Consider the following 21,381-nt stretch of genomic DNA (forward strand, 5'->3'; position numbering starts at 1 on the left):
CCGGGGTGGGGGGTCCGGGGTGGGGGCGGACGGGGTTTTACGGGGTGCACCTCTGTTAACCCGCCATCTGGGGGCCCGGGGGGGGGGGGTTGGGGGGGGGGGGCCCCCCCCCCCCCCCCCCCCCACCACTTGGCGCGACCGGGATCAGCTCAGCGAAGTGACGGCGACCGGTGCGGCACCATCCCCGGCCTCCTGCCGAACCCAGTTGGACTCAGCCGAAACCGGCTGAGGCGCGTCGGCAGGGACGTTCTTGTCCTTGTCGGAGTGCGGCAGCATCACGACGCTGTCGACCGTGGAACCAACCGGCGGGGCTGGGTCGGCACCGTTGTTCGGGCCGCACCACGACTCCTGGCCCAGCTCCACCGCGGCGTTGGGAGCAGCGCAGGTCCCGCTGCGGAGGTTCTCGACGACGAGCTTGTCGTCACGCACCTGGACCTTCACGTAGGTGCGGACGTGCTCCTGGTTCTCGACCGAGTTGGCCCAGTGGTTCTTGGGGTTCAGCGGGTCGGGGCCGTAGTTCGGGTCCTTGGTCGTGTCCGGAGCGGTGAGGTCGTAGTACTTCGAACCCGACGCGGAGTTCGCCGTCACGTAGATGACGCCGCCTGGGCCCTGTGCCACCTGGGCGGCACCGGGCTGCTCGTCCGGGTTCGCCTTCTGACCGTTGTTGATCACGTAGCTGCGGGAGTAGCTGTGGTCGTGCCCCTGCAGGACCAGGTCGACGCCGAGCTGCGAGAACGCGGTCGGGAAGTCCTGGCGGCGCAGCTGGTTGTCGCCGTCGTTCGCGTGCGAGGCTGGCGAGTAGATCGAGTGGTGGTAGACCAGCACCGTGTACTTGGCGTCCTTGCCGTGCGCGTTGACGACGTCGGAGACGTAGCCGATGTGCGCGGCGTCAGAGCCGTTGGCGTAGGCGTTGCTGTTCAGGTCGATGAACAGGACGTCCTTGTAGATGTACCAGTAGTCGCCACCGGAGCGGGTGTCGGAGCTGCCGTTGTAGAACGGCGCCGAACGGTCGGTGTTCGGGGTCCAGAAGTGCTGCTCGTACGCCTTGCCGCCGACGTCGTGGTTGCCGATGGTCGCGGCCCACGGGTACTGGCGCAGTTTGTCGGGCGCCAGGAAGGCGTCCCACATCGGCTCGGTGTTGGCGGATTCGACCTGGTCGCCGCCCGAGACCAGCAGCTCGGCGTTCGGGTTCGCCGACGTCGCGACGTTCAGGGTGTCAGCCCAGCCAGCACCGTCCTTCGCCACGTCGCCGGACGAGCCGATCTGCGGGTCGCCGAAGAACAGGAAGTCGAAGTCGCCCTTGAACTTCTGGGTTTTGAAGGAGTACGTCGGGGACCACGCGCCGTCAGCGCCGACGCGGTAGGAGTACGCGGTGTCCTGCTTCAGGCCGTCGATCGTCGCGTGACCGTTGAAGCCGCCGTTGACGCTGTTCGCGGCGACGGTCGCCGGGAAAGTGGTCGCTTTCGCGGGGAACTCGCCGTCGACGATCTTGTCCGTCGGCGCGATCTGCACGACCTGCGCGGTGTCAGCCGAGGAGTACCAGCTCACGACGCGCTGGGACTCGTTGGCGCCGACGCCGAGCACGATACCGGTCGGCATCGCGGCATCGGCAGCGTTCGCCGCAGTCACCAGGCCGCTGCCGAACGCCGCGGTGACGCCCATGACCACCGCGATGGCGCCCTGAGCGACGCGTCGTCGAACAGGCGCGGACACCTGCGTCGAATTGATGAACTTCATCGAGTTTCCGTTCGTTCCGAATCGGAGAGAGGTGAAAAGCCTTGCCAGCGTTTCCCGTGTCGATGTGGCCCAGGTGAACTTGGACGGGCGGGCAGGTTGCGCAAGCCGGAAGAGCGGAGGTGACAGCCCCGCTTTCGAAGCCGTTTTGCACCGCATTGCGGACAAACGACGCCTTGATCCGGAATATCCGATATCCCGTATGTCCGCTCAGAATCCGAGAACGCGTTGCGCGAACCACACCAGGCCCATTGCGCAAACACCCGCCGCGATCACCCCGGTGGTCCACCGCGCCGCGACCGGTGCGCGGTGGCGCAGCAGTGCGAGCAGCGGGAAGACGACCGCGATGATCGCCAGCTGCACGACCTCGATACCCACGTTGAAGACGAGCAGCGACCACAGCAGCGTCCACGACCACGCCGCGTTGATCCCCAGTGCCCCGGCGAAACCGAGCCCGTGCACGAGACCGAAGCAGAAGGTCACCGCGAGCCGAGTCCAGCCGACCCGGTCCAGGTTGAAACGACCGGCCGTCGCGAGATCGGTGGCGTGCGACCCGCGCCGCCACAGCCGCCAGAGCGGCCAGCCCGCGACGACCGCGATCGAGAGGGCGATGACCGGCTCGACGAACGAAGCAGGCACTCGCACGAGTCCGAGGGCGGCGAGGATGAAGGTCACCGAGTGGGCGAGCGTGAACGTCGTTGCCGCCAGCACGATTTCGCGCGGGCGGCGGGACCCCGCGACGAGCGCCAGCAGGAACAGGATGTGGTCGAGCCCGGTGAGCAGGTGCTCCGCTCCGAGCCGGAAGAACTCCCAGAACCGTTCGGGCAGGGACTGCTGCGTGGAGAACGAGGGATGCTGCGCGTCGAGTGCGGCGCTGCCGGATTTCAAGTCGAGGTCGTAGGTGACGATCGTCTTGGTGTCGCGCACGTAGCCTTCGGAATCGGGGAACAGCCCACTGCGCACCTCGTGCGCAGTGGCGGACTCCGGGCACCGGTAGTCGAGGACCAGCCGCGCGTACGCGACGCCCTCGCGTTGCTCGATCGCGAAGTCGCCGTCCCGCATCGGGGTGCAGGCACCCTCGGAGCCCGTGACGCTGAAGCGCTCAGTCACGTACTTGACGACCGAATCGGCGTGGGCGTCGAGAGCAGCGGCCTGCGCAGCCGAGTCCCCAGCTTCGAATGCCCCGTTGCCCTGCTGGAAGAGCGGATCATCCCGCTCGTAGTCGGCAGCCGAGACGACGAGCAGGTCGTACTCCAGCCCGAGCTCGACGCGGACGTGTCCGGTGTCCGGTGCGGTGACATCCGCGTAAACGGTCGAGGTGAAGCCGTGCGCGAGAGCGGGCAGGGCGTTCAACACGATTACCGCTGCCGCCACAGCGGTGGCGACGACGGCATAGGCCCGACGTCGGGGGAAGCACGGCATGAACTCCTCTTTCTGTTGTACGACCGCAGACTGCTCGGGGCAGGTGAACAACCGGCAGGCCACGGGCGAACAAGCGGCGACCGGATCCCGACGGAGGCACGCCACGCATCGCAAACCGCTGGTCTTCGAGGTAGGAAGGAAGCGACCTTCTCGCCACCCTTCGGAGGACGATCTCGTTGCGCTCGCGACTTCGGGCTGCCGGGACGCTGGCCGCACTAGCCGCGATCGCCGTACTGATCAGCGGATGCAGCTCCCCTGACGACTGGTCCCGACCGCACGCCAAACCCAGCCCGGTCGGCACCCTCGGCCACGGGTTCGTCGACCCCACCGCACCGCCCACCCCGGAGGCGACGATCACGCCGCGTCCCGGCTCCTGGGACGGGGTCCATCCGTCGCCGGGCTACCGCGTGGTGCTGCTCACCGCAGGAGACGACCCCCAGACCAAGACCCTCGTGACCGCCGTGACGGAGTGGGCCGAGCAGGAGCGCGTCAGCCTCAAGACCGTGCAGGCCGCCAGGCCCGACCAGTTCATCCCGAGCATCACCCAGGCCATGGACCTGGCGCCCGACCTCATCATCAGCGCTGGCAACGACCTCATCGATCCGCTGGCCCAGGTGACGCCCAACCACCTCGACCAGCAGTTCCTCGTCGTCGGCGCCGAACTGGCCGAACCCACGGCGAACGTCACCGCAGCCGACTGGGCGGGCGCGTCATTCCGCGGTGAGGGCCTCGGCATGTCCTCGACGTACGACCCCGCCTCGTTCACGCCCGAGCGCACCGCGGCCGCCGTCCGAGCAGGCGTCGCCAGCGTGCTCAACGGCCTGACCGGAATCGTCATCTGGCTCAACTGAGCTTCGTAGTCCTGGCGATCGGCACCCGCGCCGGACGACGAGCCAGGAGCTGCTGCGGAGTCGACCTGCTAGACAGAGATCGACCTGTCGCGATCCCGCCGTGCTCCTGGTCGGAGAGGAAGACGATTCGCATGGCCACGACCCTTGAGGACGCTCGCGCGCTCGACGAGCAGGATCCGCTCGCGGGCTTCCGGGAGCGCTTCGTCTCCCCCGCCGACGCCGGAATCGTCGCCTACTTGGACGGCAACTCGCTGGGTCGGCCGCCGAAGGCGACGCTGGCTCGGTTGGCTTCGCTGGTGCGCGACGAGTGGGGCACCGGGCTGATCCGATCCTGGTCCGCTAGGTGGATGGAGCTGCCGGAACGCATCGGCGACCGCCTCGGCGAAGCCGCCCTCGGCGCCGCGGCAGGCCAGGTGATCGTCGCCGATTCCACCAGCGTCTGCCTCTACAAGCTGCTGCGTGCCGCCGTGGCGCTGCGGCCTGGCCGCACCGAGTTCGTCACCGACCGGAACAACTTCCCCACCGACAACTACGTCGTGCAGGGCATCGCCGACGAACTCGGCCTGGACGTGCGGTGGATCGACAGCGACCCGGACGGCGGCGTGACCGCCGAACAACTGGCGGCCGAGCTCAGCGACCGAACCGCCGTGGTCACCCTCTCCCACATCGCCTACCGCTCGGCGTACCTCGCCGACATGCCCGCCCTCACCGCTCTCGCCCACGAGCACGGCGCGCTGGTGGTGTGGGACCTGTGCCACAGCGTTGGTTCCATTCCCGTCCACCTGGACGCCGCGGGCGCGGATTTCGCGGTCGGCTGCACCTACAAGTTCCTCAACGCCGGGCCCGGCGCGCCTGCTTTCCTGTACGTGCGCGAGGAACACCAGGAAACCTTCCGCCAGCCGGTGTGGGGTTGGATGGGCGGCGCGTCGCCTTTCGACATGGAGCACGCGTACACCCCGGCTCCTGGAGTGCGGCGGGCCCTGTCCGGGACACCGCCGATCACTGGCGTGGTCGGCGTCGAAGAGGGCGTGGCACTCGTCGCCGAAGCCGGGATCGACCGCATCCGGGCGAAAGCCGTCGCGCTGACCGAGATGGTCACCGCACTGGCCGAGGATTGGCTGGTACCGCTTGGCATGCGCATCGCCTCACCGCGAAACGCCGAGCAGCGCGGGGCGCATGTGACCATCGCCCGCTCGGACGCCGCCGAGCTGTCCCGACGGCTGATCGAGGCGGGAGTCATCATCGACTTCCGGCCACCGGACGGCATCCGGATCGGCCTGTCGCCGCTGACCACGGGGTTCGCCGAGACCTGGCGCGCCATGGACGTCATCCGCGCACACAGCACAGCCCAGCGTTGACGGCGGTTCCGAATTCCGTTGGACTACCGGCGATTCAGCCGCGAGATCCGTCCACAATGTCCGGTGGTACCATCGCGACGCCCGCCCAGCAGGCTGATGCTTCCGACGGCCATTCGGAGCCAGTTGCTTGGTCCGGCCGCCACGTGCTCGTCCAAGTGATACCCGGTTCTACCAGGTCCAGGCCCTCGAAGAGTTCCGCCACCTCGGTGTGGGTGCGCATGACCATTGCCTCGGAGCCGGATTCGTTCCACCGCCGGTGCGCTTCCAGGTATGCCTGGGACTGGTGGTCGGTCGTGGTGTGGCTGATCGCCACAACACTGCCTGGGACCAGGTGCGCGCGGTAGCGCTGCAGCAGCGCTGGCAGGTCGTGTTCGCGGGCGACGTAGTGGAACACCGCTACCGCCAGCAGTGCCACCGGCCGCGAGAAATCCAGCAGCCGTTCGGTTTCCGGGGCTTCCAGGATCGACTCGGCATCGTGGATGTCGGCCTGGATGATGTCGGCGTTGGCCACGTCGTGCAGCATCCGTCGCGTTGTCGCCACTGCCACGGATTCGATGTCGGTGTAGACCACGCGCGCCGCCGGGTTGATCGAGTGGGCGATCTCGTGCACATTGCCGACGGTGGGGATGCCCGAGCCCAGATCGAGGAACTGGTCCACCCCCTGTTGCAGGCAGAACCGCACCGCGCGGTGCAGGAACGCGCGGTTCTCGACGCCGATGTGTCGGCCTTGGCCGGGCGGCATGGCAGCGTGGATGGCGTCGATCGCCTGCCGGTCCACTTCGAAGTTGTGCGAGCCACCGATGCCGTAGTCGTACATCCGGGCGGCGCTGGGGCGGGTCGTGTCGATCGGGCCGGGAGGTTCGGTCATGGCAAGCGTCCCTTCACCGCGGTTGGCATGCGGCGACACGATAGCGTCAACTGCCGTGCCGTGGACCGGGAAACGACCGAGGCACTCGCCCGCGCCATCCCGGATCTGCGGGAATCCCACTATCAGGTCGGGCGCTGCTCGGGCGGTCGCGGGTCGCCGGTCATGGCGAGCGGATCGCACCATTCGGCGAACTGCTCACGGGAGATGCCGTGCCGGGCAGCGACTGTCTCGATGTCGTCGTCGCTGCTCAGCGCGTCGCGGGTGATGGCGGCGGCTGCGGCGTAGCCGATGTGCGGGGAGAGGGCGGTCGTGAGCATGACGCTCCTGGCCACGTTGCGCGGCCCGACCTCGGTGGCCTCGATGTCCCGGATGCACTGGCGCGTCAGGTTCGACACGGCCGACGCCAGGAGCTGGACCGACTCCAGCACGGCCGCGATCACCACCGGCATCATGACGTTCAGTTCAAGGATGCTGCCCGTCTGGGAGAAGCGGAGCGCGGCGTCGTTCCCGACCACCCTCGCCACGACCATCGTCAGCGACTCGATCACCGATGGCGGCACCTTGCCCGGCATGATGCTGCTCGACACCTTCACGTCCGGGACTCGCAGCTCGCCGAGCCCGGCGCGCGGGCCGGTCGCCAGCAGCCGGATGTCGCAGCCGATCTTGTGCAGTGCGAGCGCGGTTGTCGTGACGGCGGCGTGCGCCGAGAGCACGTCGTCGAGCGTGCTCTGCGCGCAGAAGTGGTTGTCCGTCTCGACGAATTCGATTCCGAGCTCGGCTGCGAGGTGGGCGCAGGTCCGGCGGGCGAATTCGGGGTGCGCGTTCAGCCCGGTGCCGACGGCCGTACCACCGAGCGGGAGCACGGCCAGTTCGTCCAGTGCACGCTGGAGCCGTTGACGGGCTCCGGCCAACTGGCCCGCGTAGCCGTGGAATTCCTGCCCCAGGCGCATCGGCGTGGCGTCCTGCAAGTGGGTGCGCGCGACCTTCAGCACGTCCCAGAACGCGAGCGCTTTCGCTTCCAGCTCGGCGTGCAGCTCGTCTACCGCGGGCAGCAGCTCGCCGCGCACGGCCACCGCGCTGGCGACGCGCATCGCCGACGGCACGACGTCGTTGGACGACTGGCAGCGGTTGACGTGCTCGTGCGGGGCGACCTCGACCGAGTCGCCCTGCTCGGTCGCCAGCGCGGCGATCACCTCGTTGGCGTTCATGTTGCTGGAGGTGGCGGAGCCGGTCTGGTAGAGATCGACCGGGAACTGGTCCCACATGTCGCCGACGAGCAGCCGGTCGGCCGCGGCGACGATCGCGTCCGCCTGAGCCCGCGTGATCAGTCCAAGCTCGCCGTTCGCCCGAGCCGCCGCCCGCTTGAGCCGCACGAGAGCGGCGAGGAAGGGCGTCGGCATCTGCTGTCCGCTCACCGGGAAGGCCCGCAGAGCGTGCTCCGTCGCCTCCCCCCACAGCACGTTGTCACCGGACGAGATCGCACTCACCTGCCGTCAACCTTTCAGACCGGACATGATCACGCCTTGCACGAAGTACTTCTGGGCGAGCAGGAACACGACGAAGACGGGCACGATGATGATCGTCGCGGCAGCCATCAGGCCCGGCACGTTGCTGAAGAACTCCCCTTGGAAGAGGGCCAATGCGACCGGAACTGTCTGCAACTCCTGCGAGTTGAGGAAGATGAGCGGGCCGAGCAGGTCGTTCCACGAGTCGACGAACGTGAACAGCGCCACGGCCGCGAGCGCCGGTTTGGCCAACGGCAGCATGATCCGGGTGAAGATCGTGAACGTGTTCGCACCGTCGATGCGCGCGGACTCCTCCAGCTCCTTCGGGATGCCGAGGAAGAACTGCCGCATCAGGAAGGTGCCGAACACCGGCGTCATCGCCCGCGGGACCCAGAGCGGGAAGTGGGTGTCGACCCAGCCGTACTCGCGGAAGACCACGTACTGCGGGATCAGGTAGACGATGTGGGGGACCAACGCCGAGGCGAGCACGACGACGAAGAGCACATCGCGACCGGGGAACCGGAGGCGCGCGAACGCGAAGCCCGCGAGCGACGCGACGACCAGCAGCCCGGCGACGTTGAGGAAGGCCAGTTTGACGCTGTTCCAGAAATACGTGGGCAGGATCTGCAGCGCCTCCCAGTAGTTCTCCAGCGTGGGATCGGTGGGGATGACGGACGTCGGCGAGGAGAGCGCCTCCGAGCCGGTCTTGAGCGACGTCGCGATCATCCAGATCAGCGGGAAGAGGAAGCCGAGCGCCAGCGTCGCGAGAAACAGGTAGTAGACGCCCAGCAACACCCGCCTGCGCTGCAACATCTGGGCCAGCGTGCCCTGGTCGGTCTTGGAGATCGCGCTCACCCGTAGAACACCCACTTCCGCTGAAGCCGCCACTGGAGCGCGGTGAGCGCCGCGATCACCAGGAAGAGCAACCACGCCATCGCCGATGCGTAACCCAACTGCCCGGCCCCGAACGCGGTGTTGAACAGGTGCAGCAGGAACACGTCGGTGTCGTTGCCCGGTCCGCCCTTGGTCAGTGCGTACACGATGCCGAAAACCTGGAAACTGGCCACGAACTGGCTGATGCTGACGAAGAACAACGACGGGGTCAGCAGCGGGATCGTGATCCGGGTGAACCGGCGCCACCGCGACGCCCCGTCCAGGCTCGCCGCCTCGTGCAGCTCGGCGGGGATGGCCTGGATCCCGGCCATCAGCACGATCATCGGGTAGCCGACGCTCTGCCACGTGCTCGCGATGATCACGGTCACCATCGCCCACGGCGAGGTCACCAGCCAGTCCGGTCCGGTGATGCCCAGCCAACCGAGCATGTCGTTGACCGCGCCGTCCTCGCCGGAGAACAGGCGGAACCACACCATGCTGATCGCCACGACGTTGGCCACGTACGGGACGAAGAAGGCCAGCCGGAAGACCACCATGCTGCGCCGCTGCGGGCTGACGAGCGCGGCGAGCACCAGGGCCACCACGATGGTCAGCGGAATCGCGCCTGCCATGTAGACGAACGTGTTCACCACGATCTGGTGGAACATGGGGTCGTCGAACAGGAGTCGGGCGAAGTTCTCGAACCCGACGAAGGTCGGTGGCGTCAGACCGTCCCACTCGGTGAAGGAGGCCACCGTCGTCGTGATCATCGGATACGCCTGGAAGACGGCGATGCCGATCAGCAGCGGGGCGATGAACGCGAATCCCGTGACCGCCTCCCGGACGCGGTCGGGACGGCGGCGGGGCACGCGTTTCGCCGCCAAGGCAGGAGGAGGAAGTGAAGTCGTCATCGTTTACCTGTCTTTGTTCTTGTTTTTGAAGCGGCGAAGCCGCTTAGCCCACCTACGCCACTTGCACCGCCGCGGGTTCTCAGACGTCGTCTCGCGAGGACAGCCCCGACGTGGTGTATCGGACATACATGAGTCGGGGATCCCGGAGTCGAGACGGCGTCTGAGGTTCCGCCACCCGCACCGCAAAGCAAAACGAGCATGGAAACAGGCTCCTACCGGCTGATCTCCTCGATCTCGGGCCGGATGCTGTTCAGCACGTCCGGCGCGGTCGCCTGGCAGTTCCGGACGTCGTCGAGGGCGGGCCGGTAGACCTCCAGGGCCTGTTGCGCCGCGACCACCCGGCTCGGCAGCACGGCGTTGTCGGCGGCCTGGAGCACCAGCCCCAGGTTCCGCGGCAGCTCGGTTCCGCTGGCCGTCGCCCGCTCGGCCGCCACGCGCAGGCCGGGCACGAACGCGCCGTCGTCGGCGAAGAATCCGGCGCCCGGCATCGTCGTGAGGAATTCGAGCAGTTCCCAGGCGCCCTGCTTGTTCGCGGCGGCCTCCGGAATCGCGAAGACGATCTGGTTGCCATAGGTCCGCTGGGCGACCTGGGCGGGAATTGGGGCGATGTCCCACTCGAAGTCGTGCACGTTCTCGCGGAAGTAGTTCACGAAACTCGACACCCGCTGGATCATGCCGACCTGACCGGCCGCGAACAGTTCGGCGCCGCGGCCGTCGTTCTGCAGTTCCGACCACCGCGGCTGCGCGCGGTGCGCGCACGTCAGGTCGGCGACCCACTGGTATCCGGCGGCATCCGCCGGGTCGGCGAGGGTGAACCGACGGCCGTCGGCCGACCAGCGACCCGTGCCGCCGTTGTTCACCGGGTAGATCATCTCGAAGCCGGAATCGTCCAGGATGCAGGCGCCCCAACGCTTTCCGGGAATGGACAGGGCACGCGCGGCCGCCAGGAAGTCGTCCCACCGCCAGCCCTCGGCGGTCCAGGTCGTGGGCGGTAGCGGTACTCCGACCTGCTGGAACATCGTCTTGTTGTAGAAGATGACGCGGGGCTGGATCCCGAGGCTCCAGCCAGCCACCGATCCGTCCGGCTGGCGGGTGTTGTCGAACACGGCCGGGAGGTAGTCGCTCGCCCGCAAGCCGCTGGCCGCGATGAAATCGCGCAGGTCGTGCAGGCGCCCGGTCCGGGCGTAGGACGCTACGAAGTCGTCGTCGATCCGGATCAGGTCGGGCGGATTGCTCGCGCCGAGAACGGTCCGGGTCTTCACCCAGTAATCGTTCCCGGAGGCGGCGAACTGATATCGGATGCGCTTTTCCGACGCCTTCTCGAAAGCGGTGAACACGTCCGGGTAAGCGGACCCGTCCAGCGCCTCCCAGTTCATCACCGTGACCGTCGAGCCGTCCGAGGGCGCAGACCTCGCGCAGCTCCCCAGGGCCACGGTCGCCGCAGCCCCGCCGATACCGGCGATCAGGCTTCTCCGGCTGAGTCGTGTCATGCCGTTCCCACTCCACATCGTCGTGCAGCTGGCCACGCCACGGGCCGATTTCACCGATCGATCGTTGTTGCCAATGGTGTTTTCAACACCGGGACGCCTTCGGATGGCGCACCGCTGGTCATGGGGCGCCCGCGATACGAACGCCGGCCCGGTCGATGCTCGACACCTGCCGGGTCGCGCCTTCCAGGAAGGAATCGAGGATCGACACCCCCCACCCCGGACTGTCGTCGAGCTCGATCGCTCCACCGCGCACGACCGGGATCGGCGCGTAGATCTGGGCGTCCTGCTCCTGGTCCTCGATGCTCCACTCCTGGAACTGGACGCACGCCGGACTGGCCGTCACGAGGTGCGCGGTGAAGATCTGGACCATCGAGCGGTTCGAACTGTGCGGGGTGCACGGGATTCCCGCGATGTCCGCCATGTCGGCGACCTTGCGGGCGCGGGTCATACCGCCCATGTAACAGACGTCCGGCTGGATGACGTCGACCAGCCGCTCCGCCACCATGCGCCGGATGATCTCCATCGAGAACTCCTGCTCACCCGCGCCGATCGGCAGATCGAGGTGGTCCGCGACGTAGCCGATGTTGTCCAATTCCCAACTGGGGCACGGCTCCTCCAAGTGGTAGAAGCCGTGGTCTTCGAGGAAGCGACCCACCCGGACGGCCTGTCCCGGCGAGTACGCGCCGTTCGCGTCGGCGGCGAGTTCCACCCCGTCGCCGAGAACCTCGCGGGCCAGCGGGACGAGCTCGCGGGTGCGGCCCTGGAAGACCTCCGCGTCGCGCCCGTTGCGGGCGCCGATCTTGATCTTCCCGCCCTGGAAGCCGTACTCGTCGATCAGCCGACGCAGGCGTTCGACCTCCGGCTCGGGGTCCGTCTCGCGGCTCATGCTCGACGCGTAGACGGGGATGCGGCGGCGGGCACGACCGCCGAGGAGCTTGAACACCGGCTGCCCGGTCGCCTTGCCCTGCAAATCCCAGATCGCGGTGTCGACGCCGCTGAGGGCGCGGAACAGGAAGGAGCCGAGGTACTTGTACTCGGCCCGGATGCAGCGGTCGACCAGCACACCGAGTTCCCACGGGTCCTGGCCGAGGAAGTTCCCCGCCACGAGGTTGTGCAGGACGTGCGCCGAGATGTCCGGCTGCGCCGGGGCTGTCTGCCCCCAGCCCTCCAGTCCGTCGTCGGTCGTCACGTGAACGACGCACACCCGGCCGCCGACGTAGGTCTCGATCGAGTTGATCCTGCTCATCGGAACTCCAATCGGCGGATACCCAAGCCTTCCGGTCGGGAGGAGCCGAACCCGAGTGTTGTTGGCCGTCCACTCCGGTGATCGGCTTTGCTTCGTGCTCGCCGCTCGCCAGGTTAGTCAATCGATTGAGTAACCTAGATCTCGCACGTCGCTCGTGTCAACCACGGCTCGTGACCTCGACCGTTGCGGGTCCGCCCGGCGGATACGATGGGTCCGCACGTCGTGGCCAGGCCGACGCGTGCACCCGCCACCGCACCCGAGGAAAGCCCGGAAGGAACAGCATGGTCGAGGGCCGGCCACCGAAGCCGACCCGGCGCAGCACCATCGCCGACGTCGCCGCGCGAGCGGGCGTCGATCGGGCGGTCGTCTCACGGCTGCTGAACGCGGATCCCCGCTTGAGCATTCGGGAAAGCACCCGCCAGCGAGTGCTCGACGCCATCGAGGAACTCGGCTACCAGCCGAACGCCGCGGCTCGGAGCCTGCGCACCGCGCGCACCCGGACCATCGCGCTGCTCGTGCCGGACTACATCAACCCCGCCTACGGCGAGATCATCGAAGGAGCGGAGGCCGCCGCCGCCAAGGTCGGCTGTTCCCTGATGACCGCGTCGCTCCAGGCCGCCGACGACAGTTTCGAACGCTACGTGGAACGCCTCGGGCACGGCCGCGTGGACGGGCTCCTGCTGGCCGCCGGGGGCGTGCGCGGCACCCGCGAGGACGAACTGGAGCGCCTGGGCCTTCCGTGGCTGTGCGTGAACCGAACAGGTCCCGGCCGACGCCGCTACGTGGTGCTCGACGACGAGCGAGCCGCGGCCCTGGCCGTCGAACACCTCGTGCAGCTCGGACACCGCCGACTCGCGTTCATCAGCGGGCCGGAGGACAGCGACTCGGCGCGCCGACGCCAACTCGGCCACCGCAGCGCGATCAAGGCCGCCGGTCTGGCCCGCGGACCCGTGGTCCACGGGAACTACACGCCACGCGGCGGCGCGGAAGCCATGGCGAAGATCCTCGAAGCCGAGCAGCGACCCACCGCCGTGCTCGTCGCGAACGTCGCGTCCGCGACCGGCGCGCTGCACACAGCCCGCCGGATGGGCGTGCGCGTACCCCAGGACATCTCGGTCATCGCCGTGCACGACCTCACGGTCGCCCCATTCCTCGACCCACCGCTGACCACCGTCCGAATGGCACTCGACGGCCTCGGCGCCCGAGCGGTCGAGCTGCTGCTCGAACGAGCCGCGAACGCGGAGATCCGCGAAACCGTGCGCGAGCCAACAGAACTCGTCATCCGCGAGTCCACTGCCCCACCGTCCTGATGCCCGTCGCGGTGCGGTCCACCGATGGCGAATTGGCCGTCGTCGGCGGGTGGCCGGGTACGTAGGGTTGCTGGCATGCGGGAATTCCAGCAGGTAGACGTCTTCAGCACCACGCCATACCAGGGCAATCCGGTCGCGGTCGTGCTCGACGCCGACGGTCTGTCGGATGCGCGGATGCGTCGTTTCGCGGCGTGGACGAACCTGTCGGAGACGACGTTCGTGCTGCCGCCGACGAGCCCGGAAGCCGACTACCGGGTGCGCATCTTCACCCCCAGCGCGGAACTGCCGTTCGCCGGGCACCCGACGCTGGGGACCTGCCACGCATGGCTGACGGCGCACGGTCCGCAGCGCGAGTCGGTGGTGCAGGAGTGCGGCGCGGGTCTCGTCACGGTGCGCCGCGATGCGGCCGGACTGGCCTTCGCGGCGCCGCCGCTGCTGCGCTCCGGGCCGGTGGAGGACGAACTGGTCGGGCGGATCGCCACCGCGCTGGGAATCGAGCGCGGCGAGATCGTCGACGCGCAGTGGGCCGACAACGGTCCGGGCTGGGTGGCGGTACTGCTGGCGGATGCCGAAGCGGTGCTGGCGCTCCAGCCGAGCTACACCGACGAGCTCTACATCGGTGTCGCCGGAGCACATTCAGCGGATTCTCCCGAGGCTTTCGAAGTTCGGGCGTTCGCGCCACTGGGCGGTGGCGGCTGCACCGAGGACCCGGTGACCGGCAGCCTCAACGCCTCGCTGGCCGAGTGGCTGTTGCGCACCGGCCGCGCCGAGGCGCCGTACGTGGCGCGCCAAGGCACCGCGCTCGGCCGCGACGGGCGGGTGCGGATCACCACCGACCCGGATGGTGCCATCTGGGTCGGTGGTAGCACGGTCACCTGCATCTCCGGACAGGTCGAACTTTGAGGCGGACGCTCGACCCAACAGATTGACCAGGCGGCGCACCGCATTTCGCGCACCGCACGGCGAACCACACCTCCCGCCAGGGTAGTCCACAAGGGACTTTCCCCGTGGTCCGGGGTTCGGGGGTGCGGCCGCCGAACCCCGGTTCTCCTCAGAGCCAGCCTGGCAGCACGAAGATCGCGCAGGACAACACCGGGGCGATCACGATCATGCTCATGCCCCAGGTCATCAGCCGCTTGAACGTCGTTTCCCGAGCCTCCTCCGGCGTGCTGGCGATGACGAGCGCACCGCTGGTCGAGAACGGGGAGGAGTCGACCACCGAAGCCGAGATCGCCAGCGCGATGATCAGGCCGACCGCTCCGACCTGTCCGGTGTGCAGGAACGGCACCGCGAGCGGGATGAGCGCGCCGAGGATGCCGGTGGTCGACGCGAACGCGGAAACCCCGCCGCCGATGAGGCAGATGACGAACGCGGCCAGCAGCGGGATCCCGATCCCGGCGACGCTGTGGCCGAGGTAGTCGATGGTGCCGACGCCCTCCATCAGGCTCACGTACGTCACCACGCCGCAGACCAGCAGCACGGTGGGCCAAGCGACCTCGGACACGCATTTCCTGGTGACCTCGGGCCAGATCAGGATGATGACCGTGGCGATGCTCAGCGCGAGCAGGCCCACGTCGAACTCCAGCGCCAGCGCGCCGACGGCCAGCGCGACGAGCCCGACGAGGGTCACGATGCGCTGCGCGTTCAAGGTGGTGGCCTCGATGGCGACCGTCGTGCTCGTGCGGGTCGCGATCGTCGCGCCACTCCCGCCGACCGGCTCGTCAGCCTCCTCCTGCTGCTCGGGATCTGTGGTCACGCGCCTGCCGAGCAGTTGCTTCCCGCCGAACATGAAGAACACCGCGACGCTCAGCAACGTGTTGAACAGCAGCGAACTGATCCACAGCAGCACGGGATTGCCCGGCAGGCCGCTGCGTTCCACCACACCGTTGGTGATGCTGCCGAAGATGCTGATCGGCGAGAAGCCACCCGCGCTCGCGCCGTTGATGATGAGCAACCCCATGAGCAGCGGGTTGATCCGGTAGCGCGTCGCGAAGCTCATCCCGACCGGCGCCATCATCGCCACCGCGCCGGGCACCACGGCGCCCACCATCGTCAACAGGCTGGTGATCAGGAACATCACCCACGGGACGAGGGCGATTCGCCCCCGCACGGCCCGCACTCCGGCGTGGATGAGCCAGTCGACCGTGCCGTTGGCCTTGGCGATGGCGAACAGCAGGGTCACACCGACCAGGGTGACGAAGAGATCGCCGGGGAAACCGGAGAAGAGATCGTCATCGGAGGTGTGGAAGACGAACGTGCCGAGCAGGAAGGCGCCCAGGAAGGCGACCGCTCCCATGTTCACCGACCGCACGGTCGCTAAGACGAATATCAGTACCAGGCCGATGATCGAGAGTATTTGGATGGACATCGACGCTCCTTCGAGGCTGACGTTGGCTCGCAGGGGTTAATGGACTTTCTGGTGCGACGACATAGATCGCGCAGCGGCGTCGGGTCTCCGCCGTCGTCCGCCGCCAGGGACCGTTTCGAGCGCGGGCGTCCAGGCCCGCTCAGTGTTTCGGTTCTGCCACCAACGTCGCCTCCTCATCCTGCTGGTCGCAGTCGGCCAGCGCCTCGCGCACCAGTTCCACCGGGTGCCACGCGGTGCGGCCCGCTCCGTGGAAGATCTGCTGTCGGCACGACACACCCGTCGCGGCCACGACCGTGTCCGCCGGTTCCGCCGCCAGCGCCGGGAACAACCGGTCCCCGCCGACGGTCATGGACGTTTCGTAGTGCTCCGACTCGAAACCGAACGAGCCCGCCATCCCGCAGCAGCCCGCGTCGATCTCCACGACCTGCACCCCCGGGATCCGGCGCAGCAGGGCGACCGTGGCCGCGGTGCCCACTTCGGCCTTCTGGTGGCAGTGGCCGTGGAAGACGATCCGCCGCCCCGCGAGCCAGGAGTCCTCGGCCAGTGTCAACCGACCCGCGTCGATCGCTTCGACGAGGAGTTCCTCGACCTGCTTGACGCGCCCGGCGACCGCGCGCGACGCCGCCGAGTCGGGCAGCAGCGCCGCGTGCTCGTCCCGCAGCATGAACACGCACGACGGTTCGCAGCCGACGATCGGCGAGTCCGGCTCGGTGTCCCGCTCAAGCGACGTGACCAGCGCCGACGCCTTCTTCTTCGCGTCGTCCAGCAGTCCCTTGGACATGCTCGACCGTCCGCAGCAGCCGCCACCGGCGAGGTCGATCCGCCAGCCCGACCGCTCCAGCAGTTCGATGCCCGCTTGACCGATGTGCGGCTCGGTGTAGGTGGTGAACGAGTCGGCGAGCCAGGTGACCGTGCCCAGCGGCGCCGTGTCTCGCGGCACGGCCGTCCGGTGGCGGCGGAACCACCGCAGCAGGCTTACCCGCTGGAAGGTCGGCAGCGGACGGGCGGCCGCGATGCCGAGGGCACTGTCCAGCAGCCGACGCAGGATGCCGATCCGACCGGGCAGGTTCGACAGCGGGGCGGTCGCCGAGCCGAGCCGGTTGAGCGCCCGGATCGAGGAGAACACGCGCGACCGCAGCGGGGTTCCGTGGATCTCGTGGTGGTGCGCAAGCGTTTCGGCCTTCAGCGAGGCCATGTCCACGCTCATCGGGCACTCGCTCTTGCACGCCTTGCACATCAGGCACAGGTCGAGGATCTCGTGCAGCCGTTCGTCGCCCAGCGCCGCGTGCGGGTCCGGTTCGGACAGCGCCTTCACCAGCGCGTTGGCCCGACCGCGGGTGGCGTGCTCCTCGTTCTTCGTCGCGATGTAGGACGGGCACATCACGCCCGCGGTGGACTTCCGGCAGGCACCGATGTTCATGCAGCGGTCCGCGGCCCCGCGCATGCCGCCGACGACCTCGAAGTCCAGCTTCGTCCGCAGCGCTGGGGCGGGTGGGAGGGCGTCGCGGTCGCGCAGGTTCTCGGTCATCGGCTGGGCATCGACGATCTTGCCCGGATTCATCACGTTGTCGGGGTCGAAGAGGCGCTTCACCTCGCGCATGGCCTCGTACAACTCGTCGCCGAAGATCTCCCGGTTGAATTCGCTGCGGGCGAGGCCGTCGCCGTGTTCGCTGGAGTTCACCCCGCCGTACTCGGCGACGAGGCTCTTGACCGCTTCCGCGACGGTGCGCATCTTGGCGACCTCGTCGGGGTTGGTCAGGTCGATGAACGGGCGGATGTGCAGGCATCCCACCGAGCAGTGGCCGTAGAACCCCGCCTCCAGCTGGTGTTCGTCGAGGATCTCCTTGAACCGCTTGGTGTATTCCGCCAGGTGCACCGGATCCACGGCGGTGTCCTCCACGAAGGCCAGCGGGCGGCGGGTGCCCTCACCGGCGGCCATCAGCAGGCCCAGGCTGGACTTGCGGACCTTGAGCAGCGCTGCCTGCTCGGCGGGCGTGACCGCGTGGAGCGTGTGGTAGCCGTGTCCGCTCTGCTTCCAGCGCGCATCGAGTTGGTCCAGCTTGGCGATCAGCTCCGCTTCGTCGTCGCCGGTGAAGGAGACGAACAGCAGCGCGCCCGGATCGCCGACGAGCACGTTCCCCAGTTCGGCGAACTCCATCTTCTGCCGGGACAGTTCCAGGATCGTGCGGTCCATCAGCTCGACCTGGTGCGGTTGGCAGCCCAGCGCGTCCGTGGTGGCCGAGATGGCGCTCGCCGCGTCGGTGAAGTGGCCGACGGCGTAGACCGTCCGCTGGGGCTTGGGCACCAGGTCCACCAGCGCGCGAGTGGCGATGACCAGCGTGCCCTCCGCACCCACCACGAACTTGGCCAGGTCGAACGGCTGCTCCGGCCCGAAGCCCGCCAGCCGGTCGAGCCGGTAACCGCAGGCGCGACGCCAGAACGTCGGCATCTTCGCCGCGATGACGTCCGCGTTGGCGTTGACCAGTCCCGGAAGCGCCTGGTAGATCCGGCCCTCCAGGGTCTCCGCCGACGCCCGGCGGGCCCGCTCGGCTTCGTCGACGGGTTCGAGCCGGGCGCGCGATCCGTCGGAGAGCACCACGTCCAGTGCCCGCACGTGGTCGATCGTCATGCCGTAGGTCAGCGAACCACTCCCGGCGGAGTTGTTGCCGATCATCCCGCCGATCGTGGCCCGGTTGCTGGTGGAGGTGTCCGGTCCGAACATCAGTCCGTGGGCGGCGGCGGCCTGGTTGAGCTGGTCCTGCACCACACCGACCTCCACCAGCGCGGTGCGGGCCACCGGGTCGATCTCCAGGATCCGGTTCATGTGCCGGGACATGTCGAGCACCAGACCAGGCCCCACCGTCTGGCCGACGAGGCTCGTTCCCGCGCCGCGGGGCACGATCGGCACGCCGAACTCGGCGGCGACCCGCACCGCTGCGGCGACATCGTCGGCGTGGCGCGGGAACGCGACGCCGAGCGGCGTGATCGAGTACATGCTGGCGTCGCGCGAGAAGAGGTGGCGGGTGTAGTCGTCGAAGGCGACCTCGCCGTCCAGCGCGGTGCGGAGCGCGCGTTCCAAGCGCGAGCTGAGGGTCTGCGGTGTGGCAGCGGCGTCAGTAGTGGGGACGGTCATCGCGGGTCCTTTCCACCCTTTTCGTGTTTCGGAATTGGCGCTGCACGGCGCTGATCCCGCTAGGCTCGCAACACTTCGAGGGCGGCTTGGGTTCCGGTGGGGTCGATGGGCACCCCGGCCAGTTCGAGGCCCATCTGGACACCGGCGAGCGTGCCCGCCAGCGTCAGGTCGTTGAAGTCGCCGAGGTGGCCGATGCGGAACACCCGACCGGCGAGTTTGCCCAGGCCGGTGCCCAGCGACATGTCGAAGCGGTCCAGGATGATCTGGCGGACCTTGTTCGCGTCGTGCTCGTCGCCCAACAGCACGGCGGTCAGCGAGCTGGAGTACTCGCGTTCATCGGCGCACAGCACCTCCAGGCCCCAGCCCCGCACGGCGGCCCTGGTCGCCTCGGCGTGCCGGGTGTGGCGGGCGAACACGTTGGGCAGCCCCTCCCCCTCCAGCAGGGCCAACGCTTCGCGCAGCCCGTAGAGCAGGTTGGTGGGCGGGGTGTACGGGTAGGAGCCGAGCTCGTTGGCTTCGAGGATGGGCGCCCAGTCCCAGTACGACTTCGGCAGCCGCGACCCTGCGGCGGCGGCGAGCGCTTTCTCGCTGATCGCGTTGAAACCCAGGCCGGGTGGCAGCATCAGCCCTTTCTGCGAGCAGCTGACCGTGACGTCCACGCCCCACTCGTCGTGCCGGTAGTCGATGGAGGCCAGCGAGGAGATCGTGTCGACCAGCAACAGCGCGGGGTGGTCGGCTTCGTCGATGGCCGCCCGGATCTCCGGCACGCGGCTGACGACGCCGGTCGAGGTCTCGTTGTGGACGACCATCACCGCGGCGATGCTGTGCTGCTCGTCCGCGGCCAGCCGTTCGGCGACGACCGCCGGATCGACGCCCCGCCGCCAGTCTCCGGGGACGAAGTCGACGACCAGTCCGAGACCTTCGGCCATGTCGCGCCACAGGGTGGCGAAATGACCGGTTTCGAAGGCGAGCACGCGATCGCCGGGCGACAGGGTGTTGACCAGCGCCGCTTCCCAGGCTCCGGTGCCCGAAGACGGGTAGATGACGACTGGACCGCTGGTGCCGAACACCGGCTTGACCCGTTGCAGCACGTCCAGCGCGAGCTCTGCGAAGTCCGGTCCGCGGTGGTCGATCGTAGGTGCCGAAATGGCGCGCAACACCCGGTCGGGAACGTTGGTCGGTCCGGGGATCTGCAGGAAGTGCCGTCCACTGTTAGCGGTCATTACACCCAGCCCTATCTGTGCCGTGAGGTGGTACGCTGTGCCGCGCGAAAGCGCAGCGAGAGTAAGCACCACGGGTTGAGGAGTCAAGGTAGTGCGCAACGTCCTGAACACGCTCCGGGTGCTGGAAGAGGTCGCCACGCGGCAGCCGATCGGCGTCGGCGAGCTGGCCCGCGCGCTGGACATGCCCAAGAGTTCGGTCCAGCGCGCGTTGCTCACCCTCCACACGGCCGGTTGGATACGTCCGGCTTCGGGCGAAGTCAGGCGGTGGGTGATGACCACCAAAGCGCTCGCGGTCGGCGGGCGCGCCAGCGGCGGCGACCTGGGCCTGCGCGACGCGGCCACGCCGATCATGGAAGACCTGCGCCAGCGCACCGAGGAGACCATCCACCTCACCGTTCCCGAGGACGACAAGGTCGTGCTGATCGAGCGGCTGGAGACGTCCAACCCGCTGCGCATCAGCATGGCGCTGGGCCACGCGCTGCCCCTGCACGCATCGGCCAACGGCAAGGCGGTCCTCGCCAACAGCGGCCCGGACGTCCTCAAACGCCTGCTCGCCGACGAGCTACCGCGCTACACCGACAACACGATCACCGATCCGAACCAGATGCTCGCGGAGCTGACCCGGATCCGGGAATGCGGGTTCGCGGTCAACCACGGGGAGTGGCGAACCGACGTCGGCTCGGTCGCCGCCGCAGTCCTGGAAGGCCCGGAGAAGCCGATCGCCAGCCTCAGCGTGAACATCCCGATGAGCCGCCTGACCAAGGAATCCGAGGAGTTCTTCGGCCTCGCGGTGCGCGAGGCGGCGAGGAAACTCGGCGCCCGGCTCGGATACGAAACGGCGGAGCACCCCTGATCGACCGGCTCTGACTGGCCGACCGCAATGCTTTGTCCACAGTGTACTAATCTGCGGCACGACCCCTGTCATCAGAACGACTATTGCCGCTCACGACCCGCGCCGGTGGGTCGTGAGCGGTTGTGGTTGTTGGAACAGCCACTTTCACTCACGACGGCGTTTCTCGGGGCGCAGACCGCTGGTTAATTGCGCGTTACGTCCGACCGCACGAGCTTGACCCTGCCGGTTCGCGGTTC

At 68.4% G+C, this 21,381-nt stretch carries 16 protein-coding genes; 5 read left to right on the plus strand and 11 right to left on the minus strand.

What is annotated here, in order from left to right:
• Window positions 1–144 precede the first annotated feature (144 nt).
• Window positions 145–1,737, minus strand: a complete 1,593-nt coding sequence (locus tag MOQ72_RS05040) for a purple acid phosphatase family protein (protein WP_242180887.1) — start codon at window positions 1,735–1,737, stop codon at window positions 145–147.
• Window positions 1,738–1,944: 207 nt separating this feature from the next.
• A complete protein-coding gene (locus MOQ72_RS05045) occupies window positions 1,945–3,156 on the minus strand; it encodes a HupE/UreJ family protein (RefSeq protein ID WP_242180888.1) in 1,212 nt (403 codons plus the stop codon).
• 176 nt (window positions 3,157–3,332) lie between these two features.
• On the opposite strand from MOQ72_RS05045, the gene MOQ72_RS05050 reads away from it, so the two are divergent.
• Complete coding sequence (locus MOQ72_RS05050; RefSeq protein WP_242180889.1) at window positions 3,333–4,007, plus strand: type 1 periplasmic-binding domain-containing protein; 675 nt, start codon at window positions 3,333–3,335, stop codon at window positions 4,005–4,007.
• 131 nt (window positions 4,008–4,138) lie between these two features.
• The gene (kynU, locus tag MOQ72_RS05055) at window positions 4,139–5,365 is read left to right on the plus strand and encodes a kynureninase (protein ID WP_242180890.1); all 1,227 of its coding nucleotides are present in this window, start codon (window positions 4,139–4,141) and stop codon (window positions 5,363–5,365) included.
• A gap of 34 nt (window positions 5,366–5,399) precedes the next feature.
• Here kynU and MOQ72_RS05060 read toward each other — a convergent pair whose 3' ends face one another.
• The 6 genes from MOQ72_RS05060 to MOQ72_RS05085 all read right to left on the minus strand — a co-directional run bounded on the left by MOQ72_RS05060 (window position 5,400) and on the right by MOQ72_RS05085 (window position 12,258).
• Window positions 5,400–6,233, minus strand: coding sequence for an SAM-dependent methyltransferase (locus tag MOQ72_RS05060; RefSeq protein WP_242180891.1), 834 nt, complete (start codon window positions 6,231–6,233; stop codon window positions 5,400–5,402).
• Between the two features lie 122 nt (window positions 6,234–6,355).
• Window positions 6,356–7,720 (minus strand): class II fumarate hydratase, encoded by a 1,365-nt coding sequence (locus tag MOQ72_RS05065; RefSeq protein WP_242180892.1) that lies wholly within the window; start codon window positions 7,718–7,720, stop codon window positions 6,356–6,358.
• Between the two features lie 6 nt (window positions 7,721–7,726).
• Window positions 7,727–8,593: a carbohydrate ABC transporter permease gene (locus MOQ72_RS05070; protein WP_242180893.1), complete on the minus strand. Its 867-nt coding sequence runs from the start codon at window positions 8,591–8,593 to the stop codon at window positions 7,727–7,729.
• Window positions 8,590–9,522 carry a carbohydrate ABC transporter permease gene (locus MOQ72_RS05075; RefSeq protein WP_242180894.1) on the minus strand — a complete coding sequence of 311 codons (933 nt, stop codon included), beginning with the start codon at window positions 9,520–9,522 and terminating at the stop codon, window positions 8,590–8,592. Before MOQ72_RS05075 ends, MOQ72_RS05070 begins: the two co-directional genes overlap by 4 nt.
• Before the next feature lie 212 nt (window positions 9,523–9,734).
• Window positions 9,735–11,012 (minus strand): ABC transporter substrate-binding protein, encoded by a 1,278-nt coding sequence (locus MOQ72_RS05080; RefSeq protein WP_242180895.1) that lies wholly within the window; start codon window positions 11,010–11,012, stop codon window positions 9,735–9,737.
• A 118-nt stretch (window positions 11,013–11,130) separates the two neighbouring features.
• Complete coding sequence (locus MOQ72_RS05085; RefSeq protein WP_242180896.1) at window positions 11,131–12,258, minus strand: mandelate racemase/muconate lactonizing enzyme family protein; 1,128 nt, start codon at window positions 12,256–12,258, stop codon at window positions 11,131–11,133.
• A 281-nt stretch (window positions 12,259–12,539) separates the two neighbouring features.
• On the opposite strand from MOQ72_RS05085, the gene MOQ72_RS05090 reads away from it, so the two are divergent.
• Window positions 12,540–13,568 (plus strand): LacI family DNA-binding transcriptional regulator, encoded by a 1,029-nt coding sequence (locus MOQ72_RS05090; RefSeq protein ID WP_242180897.1) that lies wholly within the window; start codon window positions 12,540–12,542, stop codon window positions 13,566–13,568.
• 75 nt (window positions 13,569–13,643) lie between these two features.
• Window positions 13,644–14,471: a PhzF family phenazine biosynthesis protein gene (locus MOQ72_RS05095; protein WP_242180898.1), complete on the plus strand. Its 828-nt coding sequence runs from the start codon at window positions 13,644–13,646 to the stop codon at window positions 14,469–14,471.
• Between the two features lie 148 nt (window positions 14,472–14,619).
• Here the strand turns inward: MOQ72_RS05095 and MOQ72_RS05100 are convergent, their stop codons facing one another.
• The 3 genes from MOQ72_RS05100 to MOQ72_RS05110 form a co-directional block, all read right to left on the minus strand.
• Window positions 14,620–15,936, minus strand: a complete 1,317-nt coding sequence (locus MOQ72_RS05100; protein ID WP_242180899.1) for an SLC13 family permease — start codon at window positions 15,934–15,936, stop codon at window positions 14,620–14,622.
• 139 nt (window positions 15,937–16,075) lie between these two features.
• Complete coding sequence (locus tag MOQ72_RS05105; protein ID WP_242180900.1) at window positions 16,076–19,069, minus strand: FAD-binding and (Fe-S)-binding domain-containing protein; 2,994 nt, start codon at window positions 19,067–19,069, stop codon at window positions 16,076–16,078.
• A 59-nt stretch (window positions 19,070–19,128) separates the two neighbouring features.
• A complete protein-coding gene (locus tag MOQ72_RS05110; protein WP_242180901.1) occupies window positions 19,129–20,292 on the minus strand; it encodes a pyridoxal-phosphate-dependent aminotransferase family protein in 1,164 nt (387 codons plus the stop codon).
• A 91-nt stretch (window positions 20,293–20,383) separates the two neighbouring features.
• On the opposite strand from MOQ72_RS05110, the gene MOQ72_RS05115 reads away from it, so the two are divergent.
• Window positions 20,384–21,145 (plus strand): IclR family transcriptional regulator, encoded by a 762-nt coding sequence (locus MOQ72_RS05115; RefSeq protein ID WP_242180902.1) that lies wholly within the window; start codon window positions 20,384–20,386, stop codon window positions 21,143–21,145.
• Window positions 21,146–21,381: the final 236 nt, after the last annotated feature.

Origin of the sequence: Saccharopolyspora soli, assembly GCF_022678645.1 — a bacterium.
GTDB lineage: Bacteria > Actinomycetota > Actinomycetes > Mycobacteriales > Pseudonocardiaceae > Saccharopolyspora > Saccharopolyspora soli.